Source organism: Pseudomonas sp. JBR1 (genome assembly GCF_028198185.1).
In the GTDB taxonomy this organism is placed as follows: domain Bacteria; phylum Pseudomonadota; class Gammaproteobacteria; order Pseudomonadales; family Pseudomonadaceae; genus Chryseomonas; species Chryseomonas oryzihabitans_E.
The window spans coordinates 3,113,845-3,138,149 of sequence record NZ_CP116340.1 but is presented as its reverse complement, the minus strand read 5'-3'; the positions used below and the strand labels follow the sequence as shown (position 1 = coordinate 3,138,149).

Sequence of the window (24,305 nt, the reverse complement as noted above, 5' to 3'; positions counted from 1 at the left end):
GTCGGTTGAATTCGAGTGCTCGATGGTTTTCAGGTATGATATTCGCCCTTTTCTTTCGCGTTACCCGCCCCCCGTTTCCCGCTCATGAAGCTCATCATCAAGGTCTTTCCGGAAATCACCATCAAGAGTCGCCCGGTGCGCAAGAATTTCATTCGCCAACTGGTGAAGAACATTCGTGTCGTGCTGCGCGATCTGGATCCGGATGTCCGCGTGGAGGGGGTCTGGGACAACATCTCGCTCGAGACCGCGATCAGCGAGCCACGGGTGCTGGCGGACATGAAGCAGCGCCTGGCCTGCACCCCTGGCATCGGCCAGTTCCTCGAGGTGCACGAGTATCCGCTGGGTGACTTCGAGACCATCCTTTCGCTGTGCGAGCGCCACTTCGGTGAGCGGGTACGCGGCAAGGTGTTCTCGGTACGCTGCAAGCGCGCCGGTCGACACGACTTTTCCTCGATGGACGTGGAGCGTTATGTCGGCGGCGGCCTGCGCGAGCGCTGCGGCGGCGCCGGCATCGCCCTGAAGAATCCCGAGGTGAACGTTCGCCTGGAGATTCGCGACCAGCAGCTGTTCATCATCGACGAGCATCACGAAGGCCTGGGCGGTTATCCGCTGGGCGCCCTGGAGCAGGTGCTGGTGCTGATGTCCGGCGGCTTCGACTCCACCGTGGCCGCCTACCAGATGATGAGGCGCGGGATGGTCAGCCATTTCTGCTTCTTCAATCTCGGCGGGCGGGCCCACGAGCTGGGCGTGATGGAAGTGGCCCACTATCTCTGGGAGAAGTACGGGCGCTCCCAGCGGGTGCTGTTCATCAGCGTGCCCTTCGAGGAAGTGGTGGGGCAGATCCTCACCCAGTGCGACGACAGCCACATGGGCGTGATCCTCAAGCGCATGATGCTGCGTGCGGCCAGTCGCATCGCCGAGCAGCTGCAGATCGAGGCGCTGGTGACCGGCGAAGCCGTCTCCCAGGTTTCCAGCCAGACCCTGACCAACCTAGCGGTGATCGACAAGGCCACCGATACCCTGGTGTTGCGCCCGCTGCTGGCCAGCCACAAGCAGGACATCATCGATACCGCCCAGCGCATCGGCACCGCCGACTTCGCCAAGCACATGCCCGAGTACTGCGGCATCATCTCGGTGAATCCCACCACCAAGGCCAAGGCCCTGCGGGTGGAGCACGAGGAAGGCAAGTTCGACATGGCGGTGCTCGACGCCGCGCTGGAGCGCGCCCGCTTCATCACCGTCGACAAGGTGATCGAGGAGCTGGGCAAGGACGTGCAGGTGGAAGAGGTGGACCAGCCGCTGCCCGGGCAGATCGTGGTGGACATTCGCCATCCCGACGCCCAGGAAGACCTGCCGCTGGAGCTGCCCGGCATCGAGGTGCAGACCATGCCGTTCTTCGCGCTGAACAGCCGTTTCAAGGAACTGGACGAGAATCGCCAGTACCTTCTCTATTGCGACCGCGGGGTGATGAGCCGGCTGCATGCCCATCACCTGCTCACCGAAGGGCACGCCAATGTGCGCGTTTATCGTCCGGCCTAAGCAGCCGGGCCTGTTGGGTGGCAGTATCCGCCACCGCCCTCCCGACCTCTCCTAGCCGCCGGCCACATACCGGTCGGCCGCGTTTCGCGCCTTTGCAATCTCCGGCTGTCAGCCTGCTGGCTGAAGCTCCTTCATTTCTATACCGAGAACACCACTGTGATCGAGAATCTACGCAACATCGCCATCATCGCGCACGTCGACCATGGCAAGACCACCCTCGTCGACAAGCTGCTGCGCCTGTCCGGCACCCTGGACCGCAAAGAAGCGGAAAACGAGCGGGTGATGGACAGCAACGACCAGGAAAAGGAACGTGGCATCACCATCCTGGCCAAGAACACCGCGCTGAAGTGGAAGGACTACAACATCAACATCGTCGACACCCCCGGCCACGCCGACTTTGGTGGCGAGGTGGAGCGCGTGATGTCCATGGTCGACTCCGTGCTGCTGGTGGTCGACGCCCAGGACGGCCCCATGCCGCAGACCCGCTTCGTGACCCAGAAGGCCTTCAAGGCCGGCCTGCGTCCGATCGTGGTGGTCAACAAGATCGACCGTCCCGGCGCGCGTCCGGACTGGGTCATCGACCAGATCTTCGACCTGTTCGACAACCTCGGCGCCACCGATGAGCAGCTGGACTTCCCGATCGTCTACGCCAGTGCCCTGAACGGCATCGCCGGCATGGACCACGAGAAGATGGACGACAACATGGATGCCCTGTTCCAGGCCATCGTCGACCACGTTCCGGCCCCCCAGGTCGATCTGGACGGTCCCTTCCAGATGCAGATCTCCCAGCTGGACTACAACAGCTTCCTGGGCGTGATCGGCATCGGCCGTATCGCCCGTGGCCGCATCAAGGCCAACACCCCGGTCGTGGCCATCAGCGACGACGGCAGCAAGCGCAACGGTCGTATCCTCAAGATCATGGGCCACTCCGGCCTGCAGCGCGTGGAAGTGGCCGAAGCCGAAGCCGGCGACATCGTCTGCGTCTCGGGCATGGACGAGCTGTTCATCTCCGACACCCTGTGCGATCCGCAGAACGTCGAAGCCCGCCCGCCGCTGACCGTCGACCAGCCCACCGTGAGCATGACCTTCCAGGTCAACGACTCGCCCTTCGCCGGTCGTGAAGGCAAGTTCGTCACCAGCCGCAACATCAAGGACCGTCTGGACAAGGAGCTGCTGCACAACGTGGCCCTGCGCGTCGAGCCGGGCGAGTCGGCCGAGAAGTTCAAGGTCTCCGGCCGTGGCGAGCTGCACCTGTCGGTACTGATCGAGAACATGCGCCGCGAAGGCTTCGAGATGGCCGTGGGCCGTCCGGAAGTGGTGATCATCGAGAAGGACGGCGTGAAGCAGGAGCCCTACGAGAACGTCACCATCGACATCGAAGAGCAGCACCAGGGCTCGGTGATGGAGCAGATGGGTCTGCGCAAGGGCGATCTGACCAACATGATCCCCGACGGCAAGGGCCGTATCCGCCTGGAGTACACCATCCCGGCGCGTGGCCTGATCGGCTTCCGTAACAACTTCCTGACCCTGACCTCGGGCAGCGGCATCCTGACCTCGACCTTCAGCCACTACGGCCCGATCAAGGCCGGTGAAGTGAGCAACCGTCAGAACGGCGTGCTGGTCTCCATGGCCACCGGTACCGCGCTGACCTACTCGCTGGAAACCCTGCAGAGCCGCGGCAAGCTGTTCCTGGCTCCGGGCGACGAGATCTACGAAGGCCAGCTGTGCGGCATCAACAGCCGTGACAATGACCTGGTGCTCAACCCCACCAAGGGCAAGAAGCTGGACAACATGCGCGCCTCGGGCAAGGACGAAGTCATCGCCCTGGTGCCGCCGATCAAGTTCACCCTGGAACAGGCGTTGGAATTCATCGCCGACGACGAGCTGGTGGAAGTGACGCCCAAGTCCATCCGCCTGCGCAAGAAGTACCTGAACGAGAACGACCGCAAGCGCTTCGAGCGTTCCAAGGTCTGATCCCGCTCGGGTAGTACAGGAAAGCGCCTTCGGGCGCTTTTTTGTTGGCTGTTTTTCAGCAGGCGCCACGCGCGCAACCGGCGGCTCTGCTAGCTTTGGTCTCATGGTCGCGCCACTCCGGACGGCCCCCTTGCAGGATGCTGCCATGTTGAAAACCACCCTTGTCGCCACCCTGACGCTGGCGAGTCTCTTCGCGCTCGCCAATGCCCAAGCCGCCGGGTGCGGGACGCCCCGTAACGCCTTCGACACCGTCTACTGCGCGAGCACCCTGTTCGCCCAGAGCGACAAGTCGCTGAATCAGACCTATGGCGAACTGCGCAAGCAACTGCCGGCCGATCAGCAGGCGCTGCTCAAGCAGGGGCAACTCGCCTGGATCAAGCAGCGCGACAGCCAGTGCGCCCGCGAGGAGGCCGATGGCTACTTCGTCAACCTGGACTGCGCCGTCAGCCTGACCGAAAGCCGTGTGGAGACGCTCAAGGAGCGTCTGCGCGAGTGCGCCAGCACCGGCTGCGAGGCCGGCAAGCTGGGGCAGTGAGGTAGCTGGCGGGATAGGGATCTCGCCGTTCCCTCACCCCAACCCTCTCCCAGAGGGAGAGGGTGCTATACGAGCGGGCGCTCAGCGCCGTCGCCACGGAGAAAACCGTAGCGTGGAAAACGGTGCAGCCTTTTCCACTAGGGGCTCACTGGCAAGGGACCCTCACCCCAACCCTCTCCCTGGGGGAGAGGGGGCTATCCGAGCGGGTGCTCAGCGTCATCGCCCGGAGAAAATCTTAGCGTGGAAAACGGCGCAGCCTTTTCCACTGAGGACTCACTGCCAGGGGGCCTTCCCTTAATCCTCTCCCCGGGGAGAGGGGGCTATCCCAGCGGGCGCTCAGCGTCATCATCCCCATGAGTGCTGCCACTGGTTGATCAGCAGACTCGACAGTCATGGCGGGCCGCCCTAGTCGAACTATCGACAGCCGTCTGGCATGCCGTCCAGACGGCATGAACGTCTTGCAAGTTTTTGTTCACACCCAGATACAACGTCACAAAAACCGTCTAGCGTGGGGCTACACGCCCTGACGCGTGCTCCCATAACAACAATCAGGATGCAGGCATGACATCTTTCCTCAGGCAACGCCTGCCGCTGGCCATCGCCCTGGCGACGACGCTCGCGGCAACCGTGCAGGCGGCTCCCAATCCCTACAGTGGCTTCACCGTGTTCGGCGACAGCCTGCTGGACGCCGGGCAATTTCCCGATACCGGGGTCAATGGCGCCAGCCTCAGGTTCACCAATCGTGTCGGCCCCGGCTACAGCCCGGCGAGCGGCGCGGTGACCGGCCCGGTGTCCTCGATCCTGCTTGGCCAGCAGCTGGGCTTCGATGCCCGCACCCTGGACGCCTCGACCTCGGTGATCAATCGGCTGCTGGGGCTCAGCGACGGCGACAACTGGGCGGTGGGTGGCTACACCACGGCGCAGATCCGCGATTCGATCACCGCCGCCAACGGCTCGACGGTGGCGGTTGGCGGCCTGACCCTGCGCAGCCGCGATGGCTATCTGCCCGGTCTTGCCAGCCAGGGGTTGAGCCTGGATCCCAACACTCTGTTCTATATCAGCGGTGGCGGTAACGACTTCCTCCAAGGGCTGGTCACCTCGCCGGCGACCGCCGCGGCCGCGGCCAATCGTCTGGGTGACGGCGTCGCTGCGTTGCAGCAGGCCGGGGCCCGCCACCTGGTGGTCTGGCTGCTGCCCGACATCGGCCAGACCCCGGCCCTGGCCGGTTCGCCGCAGCAAGCGGCCACCTCGGCCCTGAGCCGGGTCTACAACCAGGCCCTGGTGACGCGGCTGGCGGGCATCGACGCGGAGATCATCGGTCTCAACGTGCCGCAACTGCTCGCCGAGGTGGTGGCGGAACCCGGACGCTATGGGCTGGCCACCGGGCAGAATCTCACCGGAACCTGCTTCAGTGGCGACAACTGCACCCGCAACACCACCTACGGGCTAGGCGCCGCCGCGGCCGATCCCAGCCAGCTGCTGTTCAACGATCGCGTGCACCCGACCATCACGGGGCAGCGGCTGATCGCCGACTACGCCTATTCGCTGCTGGCGGCGCCTTGGGAGGTCACTCTGCTGCCAGAGATGGCTCAGTCCACCCTGAGGGCGCACCAGGACGGCCTGCACCAGCGCTGGCTGGGCGACTGGCACGCCTGGCAGCCGGTGGGGCGCTGGCAGGGCTATGTGGATACCAGCGCGCGGCGGCTGGACGTCGACGACCAGCGCAGCACAGCCGGTGGCGATGGCAACGGCTACAGCCTGGACCTGGGCGGCAGCTATCGACTCAGTGAGGAATGGCGCCTCGGTGTCGCCGCCGGGGTCGCGCGGCAGCACCTGGAGCCCGGTGCGGCCGATTCCGACTATCGCCTGAACAGCTATCTGCTCAGCGCCTTCGCCCAGTATCAGGGCGAGCGCCTCTGGGGCGATCTCACCGCCACCGGTGGCCGCCTGGACTATGACGACCTGAGCCGGCGCTTCGCCCTCGGCCCGACCACGCGCAGCGAGCAGGGCGATACCGATGGTGATCTGCGTGCCCTCTCGGTGCGCCTGGGCTATGACCTGGCGGCGGCTGGCAGTCCCTGGCACCTGAGTCCCTACGTGAGCGCCGACTATGCCCGCGTCCAGGTGGATGGCTATCGCGAGCGCGGCAGCGATGCCACGGCCCTGGAGTTCGACGACCAGTCGAGCACCTCGCGGCGCCTCGGGCTGGGCCTGCAGGGCCGCTGGCAACTCGCACCGGCCACGGCGCTGTTCGCCGATGTGGGCCGCGAACGGGAATTCGCCGACGGCACTCGCGATGTGACCATGCGCCTGAACAGCGTGCCGGGTCTGGACTACACCCTGGATGGCTACCAGCCGGACAGCGACCGTACGCGCCTGAGTCTGGGCGTGGTCCAGCGCTTGACCCCGGAGCTGACCCTGCGCGGCGGCTACAGCTATGCCGGCGCGGGTGATACCCATCAGCAGGGCGTAGGGCTGGGCCTGTCGCTGGATTTCTAAGCACGGGCCCAGCCCGGGGATAGCCCGCCGACCTTGCGGCAGCGGGCTGCCCTTTAGCCCTAGACCGGGCTGGGATTGCCCAGTCGCTGGCGCTGCCATTCGCCCAGCTCGTCCAGTCGGCGCGGCGGGCAGACCAGAAAGCCCTGCAGGAGATCGCAGCCGGCCTGCTGCAGACAGAGCTGCTTCTGCTCGGTGTCCACGCCTTCGGCGATGACCTGGGCGTCGCGGGCATGGCAGAAGGCGACCAGCGCATCCAGGCTGGCCTGGTTCCCGGGTTGGCTGAGGCGTTCGACGATCAGGCGGTCGAACTTGATGGTGTCGGCGGGATAGTCGGTGACCTGCTGGATGGAGGTGTAGCCCACGCCGAAGTCATCGATGGCCACGCGAAAGCCCTCGGCGCGCAGCTCGTGCAGCAGCCCCAGGGTGCGCTCGTTCAGCTCAGCGGCGAAGGTCTCGGTGAATTCCAGCTCCAGGTGGCCCGGATCGACGCCGTGGTGGCGCACCCGCTCGCGCAGGTAGGGCACGATATCGGCCTGGTCCAGCTGCGCGGACGACAGGTTGACGGACAGCACCAAGTCATTGCCCAGGATCTCCTGCAGGGCCGGATACTCACGGCAGGCCTGGTCCACGACCCAGCGGTCGATCCAGCGGAAATGTCCCTGGCGCTCGGCGATGGGAATGAATTCCGCGGGCGACACGGCGCCGAGGCGTGGCGAATTCCAGCGCAGCAGGGTTTCGGCGGAGCGTACCTGACCGGCACTGTCGACCGCCGGCATGTAGACCAGGTGAAACTCCTCGTCCGGGTTGAGGTGGCGCAGGTACTCGTCCAGCAGATCCTGGCGACGCTGGCGCGCAGCCAGCGCCGGAGTGAAATGCACCAGCCGATTGCCGCCTTCGCTCTTGGCCCGGTCCAGGGCCAGGGCGGCCTGGGCCAGCAGGTCGGCCAGGTCCAGCGGAGCCTCGGGCGCGGCCAGGCCGATGCTCAGGGTCACGGCATAGCGCCGCTCGCCGACCAGGGTACCGCTGTCGTAATTTCGTTGCAGTTCCTCACCGAGGGCGAGGGCATCGGTTGCCGCTGCCGATCCGCGCAGCAGGATGGCGAACTCATCGCCAGCCAGACGGGTGAAGACCACTTCGTTGCGCTCTTGATAGGCGGCGAGCAACTGCTGCGTCTGCCGGGCCATCGCCTGCAGCAATTCATCGCCTACTTCGTGGCCGAATCTGTCGTTCACCGACTTGAAATGGTCGAGCCCGAAATAGAGCAGGGCGATGGTACGGCCGTCCGGCTTTCCTGCCAGCCAGGACTCGCCCATGAGCTGGAAGTAGCGGCGGTTGCCGATCTGGGTCAGGACGTCGGTGCGCAGGGCCGTGCGCAGCTGCGCCAGGATGGCCAGGTTGTTGTCGTGCAGGCGCTTCATGTTGGCGCCCAGATGGCCGATCTCGCCCGGCTCGCGGCTGTCTTCGAGCGCCAGGCGCTGACCTTCCAGGACCTCGGTGAGCTGGCTGTCCAGGCGGGCGATGGGCAGGGTGATATGGCGGCGAATGAGGATTACTAGCACCAGGATGCAGGCCAGGGTCACCAGCAGCCCGCCGCTGAAATAGGCCACTGCCAGGCTGCGCAATTGCTCGTGCAGGTGCTGCGGGTCCGGACTCAGACGAACATAGAGGTCCGGTGCCAGGCGTTCGACGGCCGTGAATGCCGAAGTCCGTACGGGCGGCGTGCGAGAGAATTCCAGCGGTGCGCCATAGGTCTGTTCGAGGGTCCGCCGCAAGGTTTCCACCCGCTCCGGGCTGACCGCCAACTGCAGCGTCATCGCCAGGTCGCGCTGGCCTGGAAGAGGCGGCCCGGCCGTACTGGGCAGCAGCGCGGTCGTCGCCACCAGTAGCGACTGGCCCTGTTCGTCGATCAGGTAGTCGCGACGCTCCAGCGGGCCGTCCGGCGCGCGCGCCAGGCGTTCGAGCAGCTGCCGCTGCCGGCTGCCCAACTGGGCGAAGGGATCGTCGCTGCGTTCGTAGTAGTAGGCCAGGCTCAGGTCCGGTCGGGCGATCGTCAGCGAGATGCGGCTGGGAGCATCGTTGCCGACCAGTCGCTGGACCGCCAGTTGCAGCTGGGTACCCAGGGCTTCGTTGCGATAGGGCACGTCGGTCTGCCGCAGGAAGTTGCCCAGCGCCGCGCTGTTGGCCAGGGCATAGAGCAGATTGCGACTGAACTGATCGTACTCGCGATAGGTGGTTTCGAGCGCCGCCAGGTCGTGATTGACCCGGGAGCGTTCGAGCCCTATCACCGCCTCGCGCTGCACCGTGTAGCCCAGTCCCACCAGGGTCAGGCTGCAGAGCAGGGCGACCGGCAGGATCAGCAGCAGGACGCGCCTATTGAGATTCATGGCGACTCACCAGTGCACTGCCGATACGTTGACGGGTCTGGAAGGTATCCGGCGGACCTTCGCGAAAGAGCTGACTGTGGACGAGGACGTCTTCGGGAGGAAACAGACTGGGATCCTGGCGCAGCTCCGCCGACAACAGGCGCGCGGCACCGGCGTTGGGCGTCCCCAGGTGCAGTTCCTCCGTGGCCAGCAGGGCGTTATGCGGCTCGTTGAGAAAGTCGATGAAGCGCTCGGCGGCAGCCTGATGTGGGGAATTGCTTGGCACCGCCAGGCAGTCCACCCAGAGCAGGCTACCCTCGCGGGGCGTGACGAAGCGCCAGGGCTGTCCGGGCGTGGTGGCATTGAGCAGGTGTTGATCGCCACTGTAGCCCAGCGCCAGGTCGATGAGGTCGCTGTAGGCCGGATTGCGCAGGGCGCTGACCACGTACTGATAGGTCAGCACCGCCGGTGCCTGAGCCTTGAGCAGGGCGAAACTGCGTCTGAGCAGGTCGGGATCGCTGCTGTTGATCGCGCCCCCCAGGGTGATCAGGGGAGCGACCAGCAGGTCGTCATGGTCTTCGACCATGGCGATGTGGCCGCGCAGGGCGGGGGCGGGTTGCAGCAGTGATTGCCAGGAGTCTGGTGCCTTGGCCAGGCGATCACTGCGGTAGAGCAGCCCCAGGGTGCCCCATACGTAGGGTACGGCGTAGTCGCCGCAGCTGTGACGCCAGCGCGGGTCGAGCTCTGCCAGGTGCGGCAGCCTGTGTGGCTCGATGCGCGTCAGCAGGCCGTCCTGGCCGAGGCGGGTGGCGCTGACTTCGTTGATGACCACCAGGTCGAGCGTGGCATCGCCGCGCGCCAGGGTGGCGTCGCGCACGTCGCTGCTGTCGAAATGGATCTCCTGCAGCGGCGGATGGCTCTTGGCCCAGCGCTGCAGCAGGGTGTCGCTGAAATAGCCTTCCCAGGTATAGAGCCGCAAGGGCTCGGCAGCCGCCACGGGTGACGCAGGCAGACCGGTGAGCACCAGGCTGCAGAGGAACAGGCAGTAGCGCATGCGGACGACTCGGCGGCAAGGGCTGACTTCAATAGGAGGGGCCGAAGGACCCGGACGTTCACCCCAGGAAACGCAGGGCTTCTGCCAGTCTAGGAGGCCTGCCTGTATTCGCCAGCCAATGCGTCATCTATTGCACGCGCCAAGCGATGCGCCTCAGTTCTGCAAGGGGGCGACCCCGGCACGCTGGTGGGCGCGGGTCCAGGGCTTCTGCTCGTCGGCGAATTTCACCGCCAGGCGTTCCAGCACCCGTTGCGTCGGCGCGTTGGTGCCATGCAGCAACAGCAGCGGCAGGAGTAGCAGACTTGCACCCAGGGCCGCCTGGCGTGGCTTGAGATTGACCTCTTGGCCACGCAGCAGCCAGAGCAGACCGCCACTGGCGGCATAGCCGATGGGCAGGCCGGTCACCACTTCCGAGATCGAGTGATAGCCCAGCACCACCCGCGAGACCGCGATGAGCAGGGCGCAAGCGGCGCCGATGGCGGCCGCGGTCAGCCGTAGCGACGGCCGCGCCCGACTGGCCAGCAGCCAGCCAAGGATCGGCAGCACGCTGCCCACCAGCATGGAGTGGCCACTGAAGCCGGTGAAATCCAGGCGAGGAATGCCCAGGCCCCAGCCGAAGAAGGCGATCTTCGACAGGGCAACCGCGAGGCCGGCGGCACCAAACAGCAGCAGCCAGAGCAACGCCGCTCGCGCGGACAGGCCGGCCAGCAGCCAGAGTGCGATCAGGACGGCGCAGGGAAGCATCACCGAAGAATCGCCGAAGTTGGTGATGAACAGCCACATGGATAAGCAGACTCCTGGAGAAGACGAGGCATTCTGACCACCAGATGCCCAGAGGTTGCATCGAGCGTGCCAGCCTGTGGACTGGCGCAAGAAAGCGCTGGGATTCCGATGGCAGACCCAGAAAAAAGCCCCGGCACCAGCGGTGGCGGGGCTTTTTGCCAGGAGGCGTCTTACAGGCCGGCAGCGGCGCGCAGGGCGGCGGCGCGGTCGGTACGTTCCCAGGTGAAGGTGGTAAAGGTGTCATCGCCCACGGTGATTTCCTGGGGATGGCGGCCGAAGTGACCGTAGGCCGCGGTGGCCTGGTACATCGGGTGGAGCAGGTCGAGCATGGTGGTGATGGCGTAGGGGCGCAGGTCGAAATGCTCGCGCACCAGCTGCACGATCTTCTCGTCGCTGATCTTGGCGGTACCGAAGGTGTTGATCGAGATGGAGGTGGGCTGAGCCACGCCAATGGCGTAGGACACCTGGATCTCGCAACGATCGGCCAGGCCCGCGGCGACGATGTTCTTGGCCACGTAGCGGCCGGCGTAGGCGGCGCTGCGGTCGACCTTGGACGGGTCCTTGCCGGAGAAGGCGCCACCGCCGTGACGGGCCATGCCGCCGTAGCTGTCGACGATGATCTTGCGGCCGGTCAGGCCGCAGTCGCCCACCGGGCCGCCAATGATGAACTGGCCGGTCGGGTTGATGTGGAACTGGGTGTCCTTGTGCAGCAGCTCGGCGGGGATGACGTGCTTGACGATCAGCTCCATCACGGCTTCGCGCAGGTCGGCGTACTTGACCTCGGGGTTGTGCTGGGTGGACAGCACGATGGCGTCGATGCCGACCACCTTGCCGCCGTCGTAGCGGCAGGTCACCTGGGACTTGGCGTCCGGACGCAGCCAGGGCAGCAGGCCCGACTTGCGTGCCTCGGCCTGGCGCTCCACCAGACGGTGGGAGAAGGTGATGGGCGCAGGCATCAGCACATCGGTTTCGTTGCAGGCATAGCCGAACATCAGGCCCTGGTCACCGGCACCCTGGTCTTCCGGCTTGCTGCGATCGACGCCCTGGGCGATATCCACCGACTGCTTGCCGATGATGTTGACGATGCCGCAGGTGGCGCCGTCGAAGCCGACGTCCGAGCTGTCGTAGCCGATGTCGACGATAACGTCGCGGACCAGTTGCTCCAGGTCGACCCAGGCGGAGGTGGTGACCTCACCGGCGACGATGGCCACACCGGTCTTGACCAGGGTCTCGCAGGCCACGCGGGCGTGCTTGTCCTGGGTGATGATGGCGTCGAGTACGGCATCGGAGATCTGGTCGGCGATCTTGTCCGGATGGCCTTCGGACACGGACTCGGAGGTGAACAGGGAATATTCGCTCATCGAATGGTTCCTAAATTACCAGGGGGTAGGGGCCCGCAGGCCGGTCGAGACAGCAGTTTCCTTGCTGGACATGACGCCCTTGAGCGTCGGGTCCGCCCGCCACTGGCTAGTTGGCCTCATGACGGGGTGTTTCCCTGATCCGGGCGCGCGAACTGGCGCACCTGGATCTGAAAGCCATTACGCAGGCCGAGGTAGAGGCTCTCGCCTGCCTGCAGGCCGGCCGCCTGGGCCCAGCGCGCCAGTTCGTCCTGGTCGAAGCCGAGCCAGAGATCGCCACAGGCGGCACGCGCCCAGGTCTGGTCGTGGGGACAGAGGTCGGTGATCACCAGGCTGCCCCCCGGCGCCACGCGGCGGGCCAGCTGCTGCAGGGCCTCCGCCGGGGCGGCCAGGTGGTGCAGGACCATGTTGAGGACGACGCAGTCGGCCTGGGGCAGCGGCTCGGCGAGGGCATCGGCCAGTTGCAGTTCGACATGGGCGAGGCCGTCGCGCTGGCAGCGCTGACGCGCCAGTTCGAGCATGGCCGGGCTGTTGTCCACCGCCACCACTCGGGCGAAGCGCCGCGCCAGGTCCGGCAGGAAGGCGCCGTCGCCCGGGCCCACCTCCAGGGCGCAGCCACGCGGATCCAGGGCCAGGGCGTCCAGCAGGCTGAGCAGGCCGTCGCGATACTGCGGCAGACTGGCGATGAGGTCCTGCTGGGCCTGGAATTTTTCCGCCACCCGGGCGAAGAAATCGCGACTCACCGCGGCGCGCTGGGCATGCACCTCGCCGATGCGCGTCTGCACCGCACTGGGCAGGGCCAGGGCATCCACCTCCTCGAGCAGGGCGGCGTGCAGGGCGCCGCCCAGGCTGCCGGGGCGGGGCAGGGCGCGACGATAGAAGATGGCGTTGCCCTCGCGGCGAGTGGCCACCAGCTGGGCCTGGGCCAGCACCTTGAGGTGGTGGCTGATGCCGGACTGGCCGGTGGCGAAGATCTGCGCCAGCTCCAGCACGCCAAAGGAGGCACTGTGCAGGGCGCGCAGGACATTCAGGCGCAGGGGATCGCCGCCGGCCTTGCACAGGGCGGCGAGGGTGTCACCTGGGTCTCGGCCGAGCGCCGGCACACGTAGCGGGGTCATAGGGGCGCTAGTCTAGAGACCCGCTCCTGGGCTCGCAAGAAAAGCATCAAAAAGTTTTGATACTTGTCCGAGGCATCGACTCGCGCATACGTCCGTAGATGTAGGTAAGATGCCGGGGCCGTTTGGCCGGCAGTCGTCACGGGCCTGCGGTAACGACCGCGAGCCTCGCGCGTCCAACGTGCAGCCCCCTCCAGGAGCGCCACCCGGGTAGCCTCATGTCCGTCCAGCCAACATCCCCTTCCGCGCCTGCCGCTGGCACGCGCCTGGTGATCTGCGAGCACTGCGATTCGGTGCATCGCCTGGAGCCGCTCGCCGTCGGTGAGCGAGCGCATTGCCTGCGCTGCGGCGCCTTGCTCTATCGCGCCAGCCGCCTCGACATCCAGGGCCTGCTGGCCCTGGCGATCGCTGCGGCGGTGCTGTTCGTCATCGCCAACGTCGGCCCCATCCTGCAACTGAGCTTTCGCGGCCTGCACAGCGAGGCAACCCTGCTGGAATCGGTGATCGCCATGAGTCGCGGCTTCGCCGGCCCCATGGCGCTGGTGGTGGCCATGACCCTGTTCGTGGTGCCGCTGCTGCAGATCCTGCTGCTGCTCTGGGTGCTCGGCTTCGCCCAGGCCGGCCGTCGCGCTCCCGGTTTCGCCACGGCCATGGTGACCCTGCATTACCTGCGGCCCTGGAGCATGATCGAGGTCTTCGTGCTCGGCGCCCTGGTGGCGGTGATCAAGCTGGCCGGCCTGCTGCACGTGGTGGTGGGCCTGGGCCTGTTCGGCATGGTCGGACTGATGGTGGTCCTGCTGATCATCGCCAAGCGCGACCTGCACCCGCTGTGGGACGCCGTCGGAGCGCGCCAGCCATGAGTGCGCCCCCGCTGCCGCCGCGTGCCGACGAGCTCGGCCTCTGCCTGTGCCATGTCTGCGGCAACGTCTGCACGGCGCCCCGTCGCCACAAGGCCGGCTGCCCGCGCTGCGGCTCGGCGCTGCACCGGCGCAAGCCGAATGTCTATGCCAAGACCTGGGCCTACCTGCTGGCCGCGCTCATCCTCTACATCCCGGCCAATACCCTGCCGGTGATGTTCACCGGTACCCTGGGCCGCGGCACGGAAAGCACCATCCTCGAAGGGGTGATCGAATTCTGGGAGAACGGCTCCTGGGGCGTTGCCCTGGTCATCTTCATCGCCAGCGTGGCGGTGCCGTCCATCAAGTTCCTGGTGCTCGGCACCCTGCTGGTGACCTGCCAGAGGCGCAGCGACTGGGCTACCGCCCAGCGCGCCCGGCTCTATCGCTTCGTCGAGCTGATCGGCTACTGGTCGATGCTCGACGTGATCGTGGTGGCCCTGGTCTCGGCGCTGGTGCATTTCGGTGCCCTGAGTTCGGCAGCGCCGCGCCTGGGCATCGTGTTCTTTGGTTTCGTGGTGGTGCTGACGATGCTCGCCGCGATGAGTTTCGATCCCCGCTTGATCTGGGATGCAGAGGTGAACGATGACGGACAGGCATGAACCCGACGCCCTGGCGCCTACCCCCGAGGTACGCCGCAGTCGCTGGAGCGTATCGCTGATCTGGCTGGTACCCATCGTGGCGGCCCTGATCGGGCTGTCCATGGTGATCCACAGCTGGGCCTCGCGCGGACCGACCATCACGGTGACCTTTCTCACCGCCGAGGGCCTGGAAGCCGGCAAGACCCAGGTCAAGTACAAGAACGTGGTGATCGGCACCGTCAGCGACATCCAGCTGGCGCCGGATCGCAATCGGGTGATCACCACCATCGAGCTGGAGAAGTCCGCCGAGGGCTTCGCCACCAAGGACGCGCGCTTCTGGGTGGTGCGGCCGCGCTTCGGCGTGAATGGCGTCTCGGGGGTCGACACCCTGGTGTCGGGCGCCTTCATCGGCGCCGATATCGGCGACTCCACAGAATCCCATCGCGACTTCCGCGGCCTGGAGCAGCCACCGGCGCTGATCCATGGCGCCTCGGGCAAGAGATTCATCGTCACCGCCGACGACATCGGCTCGCTGGACGTGGGCTCGCCGGTCTATTACCGGCGCATCCAGGTCGGCCGGGTGGTGTCCTTCCACCTCAACCCGGACGGCAAGGGCGTCAGCGCCCAGATCTTCGTCGATTCGCCCTACGACCGCTTCGTCACCGTCAATAGCCGCTTCTGGAACGCCAGCGGGGTCGACGTCTCGCTCAGCGCGTCCGGACTCAAGCTCAACACCCAGTCGCTGGCCACGGTGGTGGCGGGCGGCATCGCCTTCGTCACCCCGGAGTGGCCGAAGGACCCGGAGGCGGCCCAGGAAGACCAGGGCTTCACCCTGTTCGACGATCAGACCAGCGCCCTGGCACCACCGGACGGCGAGCCCATCTATGTGCGCATGAGATTCCAGCAGTCGCTGCGTGGCCTCGCCACCGGCGCGCCGGTGGAATTCCTCGGCATGAACGTGGGCCGGGTGGTCTCCCTGACCCCCGATTACGACGATGCCCAGGATCGCTTCTCGCTGATCGTCGGCGCCGTCATCTATCCCCAGCGATTGGGTGACGTCGGCAAGCGCATCGAGACCAAGGACCGCGATGGCAAGCTGTTCGCCGGTTGGGTGGCCCGCGGCCTGCGCGCCCAGGCCCGTACCGGCAACCTGCTGACCGGTCAGCTGTACATCTCCGTCGACTTCGTGCCCAACGCGCCCAAGGTAGCCTTCGATCCCAAGGCCAAACCGCTGTCGATCCCTACCGTCACCGGCAGTTTCGATCGTCTGCAGGAGCAGATGGCTGGCATCGTCAACAAGATCGACAAGATTCCCTTCGATTCCATCGGCAAGAATCTCGACACCAGCCTGGCGCAGCTCAGTGGCACTCTCAAGCAGCTCAACGCGGGCGTCCTGCCGCAGCTGACCACCACCCTGATGGGCGTGCAGCAGCTCACCGGCAGCGCCAGCCAGAGTCTGGGTACCGACTCGCCGGTGCAGCAGAACCTGACCCAGACGCTCGAAGAGATGCAGCGCATGGCGCGCTCCCTGCGCGTGTTCGGCGACTACCTGGGCCGCCATCCGGAATCCCTGATCCGCGGCCTGGTGACCGATCCGCCGCCCAAGTTCGAGCCGGGCTCCCGCGATCCCGCCAAAGGAAAACTGCAATGAAGCGCCTGACCTGCCTGGCTCTGCCCCTGCTGCTGGCCGCCTGTTCGTCCAAGGCGCCGCTCAACTACCACACCCTCACCAGCGCCGCGGAGCCCGCTGCCAGTGGTCACGCGGCCAGCTTTCGCTTCGCGCTGCAGGGCGTCTCGGTCCCGCCGCAGGTGGATCAGCCGCAGCTGGTGATCCGCCAGGGCGAGGGCATCGCGCTGCTGGAAAACGAGCGCTGGATCGCCCCTCTGGCCGACGAGGTCCGCAGTGCCCTGTCCGCCGACCTGTCCCAGGACCTGGGCACCCTGGACCTGGGCGATGCCCCGCGCGGCAGTGGCGCCCCGGTGCTGCGCGTCAAGGTGGATCTGCAGCGCTTCGATTCGCAGCCTGGACGTGGGGTCCAGCAGGACGCGCTCTGGACCCTGCGGTTGGCCGAGCCCGGGGGCGAGCGGGTGCTTACCTGCGGCAGCCGGATCAGCCAGCCCGCTGGCGGCTCCTATGTCGAGGTCGTCGCGGCGCATCGCCAGGCGCTGAGCGTCCTGGCCAAGCGCATCGAGCCGGTGGCGCGTGCCTTCGTGGCCGACGGCGATACGATCTGCCCGGCAGGCTGAGGCGACCGCGCCGATTGCTGGAAGTGCCCTGGCTGAGCGAAAATGGCCACCCTTTCGCTCTGCCTCTGCCAGGAGACACCGCAATGCCCAGCCGTCGTGATCGAGCCAACGCCATCCGTGCCCTCAGCATGGATGCCGTGCAAAAGGCCAACAGTGGCCACCCCGGCGCCCCCATGGGTATGGCCGATATCGCCGAAGTGCTCTGGCACGATCAGCTCAAGCACAACCCTGGCAATCCCCAGTGGGCCGACCGTGACCGCTTCGTGCTGTCCAACGGCCACGGCTCCATGCTCATCTATTCGCTGCTGCACCTGTCCGGCTACGACCTGTCCATCGACGACCTGAAGAATTTCCGTCAACTGCACAGCAAGACCCCGGGCCACCCCGAGTACGGCTACGCCCCGGGCATCGAGACCACCACCGGTCCGCTGGGCCAGGGCATCGCCAACGCCGTGGGCTTCGCCCTGGCGGAAAAGGTCATGGCCGCCCAGTTCAACCGCGACGGCCACCAGATCGTCGACCACCATACCTACGCCTTCCTGGGCGATGGCTGCATGATGGAAGGCGTCTCCCACGAGGCCTGCTCCCTGGCCGGCACCCTGGGCCTGTCCAAGCTGATCGCCTTCTACGACGACAACGGCATCTCCATCGATGGCGAGGTCGAGGGCTGGTTCACCGACGACACACCCAAGCGCTTCGAGAGCTATGGTTGGCAGGTGATCCGCAACGTCGACGGCCATGACGCCGACGAGATCCAGACTGCCCTGGACACCGCGCGCAAGAGCGACAAGCCCACCCTGATCTGCTGCAAGACCGTGATCGGCTACGGCGCCCCACACAAGCAGGGCAAGGAAGAGTGCCACGGCGCGCCCCTGGGCAACGACGAGATCCAGGCCGCGCGCGAATTGCTCGGCTGGTCCCATGCGCCTTTCGAGATCCCCGCCGACATCTATGCCGAGTGGAGCGCCCGGGAGCGCGGCGCCGCCGCCGAGGCCGAGTGGAACGAGCGTTTCGCCGCCTACGCCCAGGCCCATCCGCAGCTCGCCGCCGAGTTCAAACGCCGCATGGCCGGTGACCTGCCCGCCGATTTCGCCGAGCGCGCCGCCGCCTTCATCCAGGACGTCGCCAGCAAGGGCGAGACCATCGCCAGCCGCAAGGCCAGCCAGAACGCCCTGCAGTTCTTTGGTCCGCTGCTGCCCGAGCTGCTCGGCGGTTCCGCCGACCTGGCCGGCTCCAACCTGACCCTGTGGAAGGGCGCCAAGGGCGTCACCGCCGAAGACGCCAGCGGCAACTATGTCCACTACGGCGTGCGTGAATTCGGCATGAGCGCCATCATGAACGGCGTCGCCCTGCACGGCGGCCTGGTGCCCTACGGCGCCACCTTCCTGATGTTCATGGAATACGCCCGCAACGCGGTGCGCATGTCGGCGCTGATGAAGCAGCGGGTGCTCTATGTCTTCACCCACGACTCCATCGGCCTCGGCGAGGACGGCCCCACCCACCAGCCGGTGGAGCAGCTGGCCTCGCTGCGCTACACCCCCAACCTGGACACCTGGCGTCCGGCTGACGCGGTGGAATCCGCCATCGCCTGGACCTCGGCCCTGGAACGTCGCGACGGCCCCAGCGCGCTGATCTTCTCCCGCCAGAACCTGGTCCACAGCGTGCGCGACGAAGCCACCCTGGGCAACGCCGCTCGCGGCGGCTACGTGCTCAAGGACTGCGTGGGCGAACCCGAGCTGATCCTCATCGCCACCGGTTCCGAAGTGGGGCTGGCAGTGCAGGCCTATGACCGCCTGACCGCCGAAGGTCGCCAGGTGCGCGTGGTCTCCATGCCCAGCACCAGCGTCTTCGACCGCCAGAGCCCCGAGTACCGCCAGCAGGTCCTGCCGGTGGAAGTCGGCGCGCGCATCGCCATCGAGGCCGGCATCGCCGACTTCTGGTACAAGTACGTCGGTCTCGACGGTCGTATCATCGGCATGCACACCTACGGCGAATCCGCTCCGGCGGCGGCGCTCTTCGAGCACTTCGGCTTCACCCTGGACAACGTCCTGGCGGTCGCCGGCGAGTTGCTGGAAGACTGAGTGTGCCGCGGTAATACGAAAAGCCCCGCCTAGGCGGGGCTTTTTCATGCCTGACATTCAGCAGGCGCTCAGGGATTCACCCGAATGCTCGGCCCCACCAGGGTGACGCCCCCGGCATCCAGCTGGACGAAACTGCCGCCAGCCTTGAGCGTCAGGCGGGCGCCGGCTTCCAGGACGATCTTCTGTCCGCTGTGCAGCTGGATTTCGCTACCGGCTTCGACGAAAAGGCCGCCATCCAGGCGCAGGTGCTGACTCTCGCTGACGTCCAGGTAGTCATCGGCGCGCACCTCGGTGCGGCGTTCGCCATGGGTGATGCGGTGCTCTTCGGCGTGGAAGGTGCTGTAGCTGTTGGCGCCGATCCGCTGATGGCGCTCGTGGCCAATCTCGCTACGGTGGTCATGACCGATACGTTCGTCCCAGTCGCGTTGGGCATGGAGGTGGATTTCCTCCTGGCCCTGGCGATCCTCCAGGCGCAGTTCGTTGTAACCGTTGCCGCCCGGGCTGCTCAGGCTCTTGAAGGTGCTGCGGGTCCTGTCCCGGGGCAGCTCCAGCGGCGGTCGGTGTTCGGCGTGATGCAGGCAGCCGATCACCAGCGGCTGGTCGGGATCGCCTTCGAGAAAGCCCACCAGCACCTCCATGCCGATCCGTGGCACGCTCAGGGCGCCGTAGCCCGCCCCGGCCCAGCCGCTGGCGACGCGTAGCCAGCAGCTGCTGCGCTCATACGCCTGGCCCTGGCGATCCCAGTGGAATTGCACCTTGACCCGGCCGAGGGCGTCGCAGTGGATCTCCTCGCCGGCCGGGCCAGTCACCACGGCGGTCTGGGCGCCCAGCACGGTCGGTCTGGGATGACGGCGGGGCAGGCGAAAGGGCACCGTCGAAGGGAGGGCGACGAAAATGTTGCGATAGCCCTGGCGCAAGCCATCCTCCACAGACGGGTTGGGCAGGCTTTCTTCCAGTACCTGGGGCTGGCGCCCCTGATGGTGGATCTCGGTCAGCAACCAGAGCTGGTTCCAGTCGCCATGAGGATGCTGCTCCAGCGGCAGGAAGTGACCACTCAGCAGGCCTGCTCGATCGCTCTTGCCCTGCGCCTGGTGGGCGTCGAGCCTCAGGCTCTCCAGACGCCGTGCGCTCAGGCGCTTGCCCGCTTCGCGATCGATGAAACGACCGGGAAAGCCATAGTGTTCCAGGGCGGGTGGTGAGTTCGCGTCCGCCCGGCTTTCCAGGCGTAGCCGCGGCTGTAGAGGGTCGTGGTCACGCAGGGTGGTGGCACTGCTACGGGTCTGCAGGCCGACCGCGAAACGGCTGATCACCGCGTCGTCCGCCACCAGCCCGCTGCCGGGCAGGTAGCGGGTGGCGCCGAGCCGTGGGAAGCAGGTGGCATCATCGCCAAACACCAGCACATGGCCGTCGCGGCGCTGTTGATGGTGATAGTGCAGGCCCTCTTCTTCGCACAGCCGATTGAGAAAGGCGAGATCGCTTTCGCCGTATTGCACGCAGTAGTCGCGCGTCGGATAGACCGTCGGACCCAGGGCGAAGCGATAGTCGCCTTCGAGGATGCCGTGCTCCTGGAGCAACTGGGCGAGGATCTCGGGGACGCTGAGCCCCTGGAAGATGCGGGAATTGGTCCGGTGGGCGAGGTAGGCCAGGCGCGGCACCAGTTCGATGCGATAACGGGTCAGGCGGTGACCGGAATCCCCCTGGGCGACGGCGGCGACCTGACCGTGGATACCCGCGTCCCCCGGGCCCAGGGCGAGAAAGGCGCGGCGATGCAGCAGCGATTCCAGCGGCCAGTCCGGTCGTTCGCTGACCAGCTCCAGCTGGAAGCGATAGGGCCTACCGATGGCCTCGGTGCCCTCAAAGGCGAGGATCTGGAAATCATGGGCGACGCCGTCCAGCGTCAGGGTGAACTGAGGGGTATCGGCTGGGGTGAACATCGGATCGCATCCTTGCGAATCGAAAACGCCCATGTGATCAGCCAGACTGTACAGGTTCAAGCTGCAAGAGGCGCATTCTAGAGCGATTTCACAGGCGAATTCTGGCGCAGTAGCGGTCTAGCCCAGGGCGAGGAGATCCTGCTGCGGTGGCAAGGCTCCTTCCAGTTCCAACAGGAATTGCTTGGTCGGCAACCCCCCGCCAAAGCCGGTCAGGGCGCCGGACGCCCCTATCACCCGGTGGCAGGGCAGCACGATGGGCAATGGATTGCGGCCATTGGCGGCGCCCACCGCGCGCATCGCCTGGGGTCGGCCGAGGTGGCTGGCGAGCTGACCATAACTCCAGGTCTGGCCGTGAGGGATCTCCGCCAGGGCCTGCCAGACCTCCAGCTGGAAGGGGGTGCCGCGCGGCGCCAGGGGCAGCTCGAAGCGCTGGCGTCGGCCGGCGAAATACTCGCCAAGTTGCGTGCGGGCCAGGGCCAGGATCGGATGGTCGGCGGCGACCCAGCTGCTGTCGCGCTTGGCCAGGTAGCGATTCTCGGGAAATTCCACCACGCGCAGACCGCTGTCGTCGGCGGCCAGGGTGAGAGGGCCGATGGGGCTGTCCAGCAGGCAGTAGGCAATCATCAGGGCGACTCCTTGGCGAGACGGGTAGGGACGGGTTCGGCGGGAGTATCGGCGGGGTCCTTCCAGGTGGCTTCGCGCCAGACCTGCATCACCCCATAGGCGCGCCAGGGCCGCCAGGCCTCTGCTCGGGCATACAGCGCCTTGGCGGTCAGGCGCTCGCCGGGCGGTGCCAGGCGTTTCTGCAGCACCAGGTCTTCCACCGGACAGGCATCGGGGTGGGCCAGGGCGCGCAGGGCGATGTACTGGGCGGTCCAGGGGCCGATGCCCTTGAGGGCGATCCAGCGCCGGGTGAAGTCGTCCAAGGTGCGTCCGGTGTCGAAGTCCACCTCGCCGGCGCGCAAGGCCCGGGCCACGTTGCCCAGGGTGCCGGCGCGGGCGCGGATCAGGCCGAGGCCGGTGAGGTCTTCCAAGGCGGCCTCGGCCAGGGCCTCCACCGTGGGAAAGAAGTGGTGCAGGCCGGCCGGCGGACGACTGGCCTCATGGCCGGGCTCGCCCCAAGGCCGCCCGAAGCGCTGCACCACCCGGGCGGTCATGGTGGTGGCCGCCACCACGCTGACCTGCTGGCCGATGACGGCGCGCACGGCGATCTCGAAGCCGTCCCAACCACTGGGCAGGCGCAGGCCCGGCCGGCGCGCCACCAGCTCGGCCAGGGTCGGATCGACCGCCAGGCCCTGGGCGATGGCTTCCGGATCGGCATCCAGATCGAACATGCGGCGGATGCGTGCCACCGCGGCCTGCAGCTCGCCGGGCGCGGCGCCGTGCAGCTCCAGACGCAGCGCCGGCGTGTCGGCATCCCAAGCCGAGACGCGCAGCCAGCCGGGCTGTTCGGGCGTGCCGATCACCCGGGCATAGCTGCTGTCGTCCAGCACCTCGACGCCGGGCAGCGCATGACCGCGGAGAAAATCCAGCTGGGCGGCGAAGTCGTAGGGCGGACGATAGGCCAGACGCAGGACCAGCACTGGCGAAGGCGCGGCCTGACCCTTGCGCACCTGGCTGGGGGCCAGGCCGTAGGCGTCGCGAAAGGCGGTGTTGAAGCGCCTGAGGCTGCCGAAGCCGGTGGCCAGGGCCACCTCGGTGATCGGCAGCCGGGTCTCGCTGAGCAACTGCTTGGCGAACAGGAGTCGGCGGGTGGTCAGCACCGCCAGGGGCGCGGCGCCCAGGCGTTCGACGAACAGTCGCCGCAACTGGCGTTCGCTGAGGTCGAGCCGCGCGGCGAGGGCAGGAAGACCGCCGTCCTCCAGGCCTTCGTCCATCAGTCGCAGGGCGCGGGCCAGGGTGGCGTCGCCGCGTTGCCAGTGGCCGCCGGCGGGGGAGAGCTCGGGGCGGCACCTCAGGCAGGGGCGATAGCCGGCGGCCTCGGCGGCGGCAGCGCTGGGGTAGTAGCTGACGTTTTCCGGGCGCGGCGGTTGCGCCGGGCATACCGGTCGGCAATAGATGCCGGTGGTGAGCACCGCGGTGTAGAACAGGCCGTCGAAGCGCGGGTCCCGCGCGAGGCGGGCACGTTCGAAGGCGGGAATGTCGGGGAAGGCGTTCATGGCGGCAGGTTAGCACCGCCGGGTAGGGGTGACTGGCCGTTTTCGGACGGGACCGCCGAGGTGGAGGTTTATCGCGGCCCTGGCGGTCCGGCGCTGCGGCCGCTCTGGTTTTCGAGTAAATGCCTATCGCGGCCATGGGCCGCTCCTACAGGCGTTCGATGCTTCTGTAGGAGCGGCCCATGGCCGCGATCTAAGGTCAGAAATTCCAATCCTCGTCTTCGGTACTCGCCGCCTTTCCGATGACGTAGGACGAGCCTGAGCCGGAAAAGAAGTCGTGGTTCTCGTCGGCGCTGGGCGACAGGGCGGCCAGGATCGCCGGGCTGACGTCGGTCATGCTGCTGGGGAACAGCGCTTCGAAGCCCAGATTCATCAGCGCCTTGTTGGCGTTGTAGTGGAGGAATTTCTTCACGTCCTCGCTCCAGCCGACGCTGTCGTAGAGGTCCTCGGTGTAGGCCACCTCGTTGTCGTAGAGGTCCTGCAGGAGTTCGTAGGCGAAGTCCTTGACCTGCTGGCGGCGCTCCGGGCTTTCCTTGGCCAGGGCCTGCTGGAATTTGTAGCCGATGTAGTAGCCGTGCACTGCCTCGTCGCGAATGATCAGGCGGATCAGGTCGGCGGTGTTGGTCAGCTTGGCGCGGCTGGACCAGTACATCGGCAGATAGAAGCCCGAATAGAAGAGGAAGGATTCCAGAAAGACGCTGGCCACCTTGCGCAGCAGCGGGTCGTCCGCGTGGTAGCGCGCCAGGATCAGGTCGGCCTTGGTCTGCAGATAGGGATTCTCCTCGCTCCAGCGATAGGCCTCGTCCACGTCCGGCGTCGAGCAGAGGGTGGAGAAGATCGAGCTGTAGGAGCGTGCATGCACCGCCTCCATGAAGCCGATGTTGGCGATCACCGCCTCTTCGTGGGGGGTGACGGCATCGGCCAGCAGGGTTGGAGCGCCCACGGCGTTCTGGATGGTGTCCAGCAGGGTCAGGCCGGTGAAGACGCGGATGGTCAGCTGCTGCTCCTTGGGCGTCAGGGTCGCCCAGGAGGGGATGTCGTTGGACAGCGGGATCTTTTCCGGCAGCCAGAAGTTGCCGGTCAGGCGGTTCCACACTTCCAGGTCCTTGTCGTCCTGGATACGGTTCCAGTTGATGGCGTTGATGCGATTCAGGCGCGGCGCGTTGACGGGTGCGTTCATGGCGATTTCC

The 24,305-nt window shown here is 66.6% G+C and carries 18 protein-coding genes; 9 read left to right on the top strand and 9 right to left on the bottom strand.

Annotated elements, in window-relative coordinates:
* Positions 1-84: 84 nt before the first annotated feature.
* The 4 genes from thiI (at position 85) to PJ259_RS14520 (ending at position 6,547) form a co-directional block, all read left to right on the top strand.
* Positions 85-1,539: a tRNA uracil 4-sulfurtransferase ThiI gene (gene thiI / locus PJ259_RS14535; protein ID WP_059316520.1), complete on the top strand. Its 1,455-nt coding sequence runs from the start codon at positions 85-87 to the stop codon at positions 1,537-1,539.
* Between the two features lie 156 nt (positions 1,540-1,695).
* Positions 1,696-3,513, top strand: coding sequence for a translational GTPase TypA (typA, locus tag PJ259_RS14530; protein WP_059316519.1), 1,818 nt, complete (start codon positions 1,696-1,698; stop codon positions 3,511-3,513).
* 145 nt (positions 3,514-3,658) lie between these two features.
* Positions 3,659-4,048, top strand: a complete 390-nt coding sequence (locus PJ259_RS14525) for a lysozyme inhibitor LprI family protein (protein WP_271653295.1) — start codon at positions 3,659-3,661, stop codon at positions 4,046-4,048.
* A 561-nt stretch (positions 4,049-4,609) separates the two neighbouring features.
* A complete protein-coding gene (locus PJ259_RS14520; RefSeq protein WP_271653294.1) occupies positions 4,610-6,547 on the top strand; it encodes an autotransporter domain-containing SGNH/GDSL hydrolase family protein in 1,938 nt (645 codons plus the stop codon).
* 59 nt (positions 6,548-6,606) lie between these two features.
* On the opposite strand, the gene PJ259_RS14515 is transcribed toward PJ259_RS14520, so the two are convergent.
* The 5 genes from PJ259_RS14515 to PJ259_RS14495 form a co-directional block, all read right to left on the bottom strand.
* Entirely contained in the window at positions 6,607-8,931 is a 2,325-nt protein-coding gene (locus PJ259_RS14515; protein WP_271653293.1) for a putative bifunctional diguanylate cyclase/phosphodiesterase, read from the bottom strand.
* Entirely contained in the window at positions 8,918-9,964 is a 1,047-nt protein-coding gene (locus tag PJ259_RS14510) for a polyamine ABC transporter substrate-binding protein (protein WP_271653292.1), read from the bottom strand. The genes PJ259_RS14515 and PJ259_RS14510 overlap by 14 nt, the downstream gene beginning before the upstream one ends.
* A 153-nt stretch (positions 9,965-10,117) precedes the next feature.
* Positions 10,118-10,747: a phosphatase PAP2 family protein gene (locus PJ259_RS14505; protein ID WP_271653291.1), complete on the bottom strand. Its 630-nt coding sequence runs from the start codon at positions 10,745-10,747 to the stop codon at positions 10,118-10,120.
* Positions 10,748-10,917: 170 nt separating this feature from the next.
* Positions 10,918-12,108 (bottom strand): methionine adenosyltransferase, encoded by a 1,191-nt coding sequence (metK, locus tag PJ259_RS14500; protein ID WP_271653290.1) that lies wholly within the window; start codon positions 12,106-12,108, stop codon positions 10,918-10,920.
* Positions 12,109-12,224: 116 nt separating this feature from the next.
* Entirely contained in the window at positions 12,225-13,223 is a 999-nt protein-coding gene (locus tag PJ259_RS14495; RefSeq protein ID WP_059316512.1) for an ArsR/SmtB family transcription factor, read from the bottom strand.
* Between the two features lie 215 nt (positions 13,224-13,438).
* Here PJ259_RS14495 and PJ259_RS14490 point away from each other — a divergent pair, with 215 nt between their 5' ends.
* The 5 genes from PJ259_RS14490 to tkt all read left to right on the top strand — a co-directional run bounded on the left by PJ259_RS14490 (position 13,439) and on the right by tkt (position 19,025).
* Positions 13,439-14,080, top strand: coding sequence for a paraquat-inducible protein A (locus tag PJ259_RS14490; RefSeq protein ID WP_059316511.1), 642 nt, complete (start codon positions 13,439-13,441; stop codon positions 14,078-14,080).
* Positions 14,077-14,718: a paraquat-inducible protein A gene (locus tag PJ259_RS14485; protein WP_059316510.1), complete on the top strand. Its 642-nt coding sequence runs from the start codon at positions 14,077-14,079 to the stop codon at positions 14,716-14,718. Before PJ259_RS14490 ends, PJ259_RS14485 begins: the two co-directional genes overlap by 4 nt.
* Positions 14,702-16,348, top strand: coding sequence for a PqiB family protein (locus PJ259_RS14480; protein ID WP_059316509.1), 1,647 nt, complete (start codon positions 14,702-14,704; stop codon positions 16,346-16,348). Before PJ259_RS14485 ends, PJ259_RS14480 begins: the two co-directional genes overlap by 17 nt.
* The gene (locus tag PJ259_RS14475) at positions 16,345-16,944 is read left to right on the top strand and encodes a PqiC family protein (protein ID WP_271653289.1); all 600 of its coding nucleotides are present in this window, start codon (positions 16,345-16,347) and stop codon (positions 16,942-16,944) included. Before PJ259_RS14480 ends, PJ259_RS14475 begins: the two co-directional genes overlap by 4 nt.
* An 83-nt stretch (positions 16,945-17,027) precedes the next feature.
* A complete protein-coding gene (gene tkt, locus PJ259_RS14470; RefSeq protein WP_271653288.1) occupies positions 17,028-19,025 on the top strand; it encodes a transketolase in 1,998 nt (665 codons plus the stop codon).
* 68 nt (positions 19,026-19,093) lie between these two features.
* Here tkt and tssI read toward each other — a convergent pair whose 3' ends face one another.
* The 4 genes from tssI to nrdF all read right to left on the bottom strand — a co-directional run bounded on the left by tssI (position 19,094) and on the right by nrdF (position 24,295).
* Entirely contained in the window at positions 19,094-20,959 is a 1,866-nt protein-coding gene (gene tssI, locus PJ259_RS14465) for a type VI secretion system Vgr family protein (RefSeq protein WP_271653287.1), read from the bottom strand.
* A 117-nt stretch (positions 20,960-21,076) separates the two neighbouring features.
* Complete coding sequence (locus PJ259_RS14460) at positions 21,077-21,583, bottom strand: methylated-DNA--[protein]-cysteine S-methyltransferase (protein WP_271653286.1); 507 nt, start codon at positions 21,581-21,583, stop codon at positions 21,077-21,079.
* Entirely contained in the window at positions 21,583-23,118 is a 1,536-nt protein-coding gene (locus tag PJ259_RS14455) for a DNA-3-methyladenine glycosylase 2 (protein WP_271653285.1), read from the bottom strand. Before PJ259_RS14455 ends, PJ259_RS14460 begins: the two co-directional genes overlap by 1 nt.
* Positions 23,119-23,314: 196 nt before the next feature.
* Complete coding sequence (gene nrdF, locus PJ259_RS14450) at positions 23,315-24,295, bottom strand: class 1b ribonucleoside-diphosphate reductase subunit beta (RefSeq protein ID WP_271653284.1); 981 nt, start codon at positions 24,293-24,295, stop codon at positions 23,315-23,317.
* Positions 24,296-24,305: the final 10 nt, after the last annotated feature.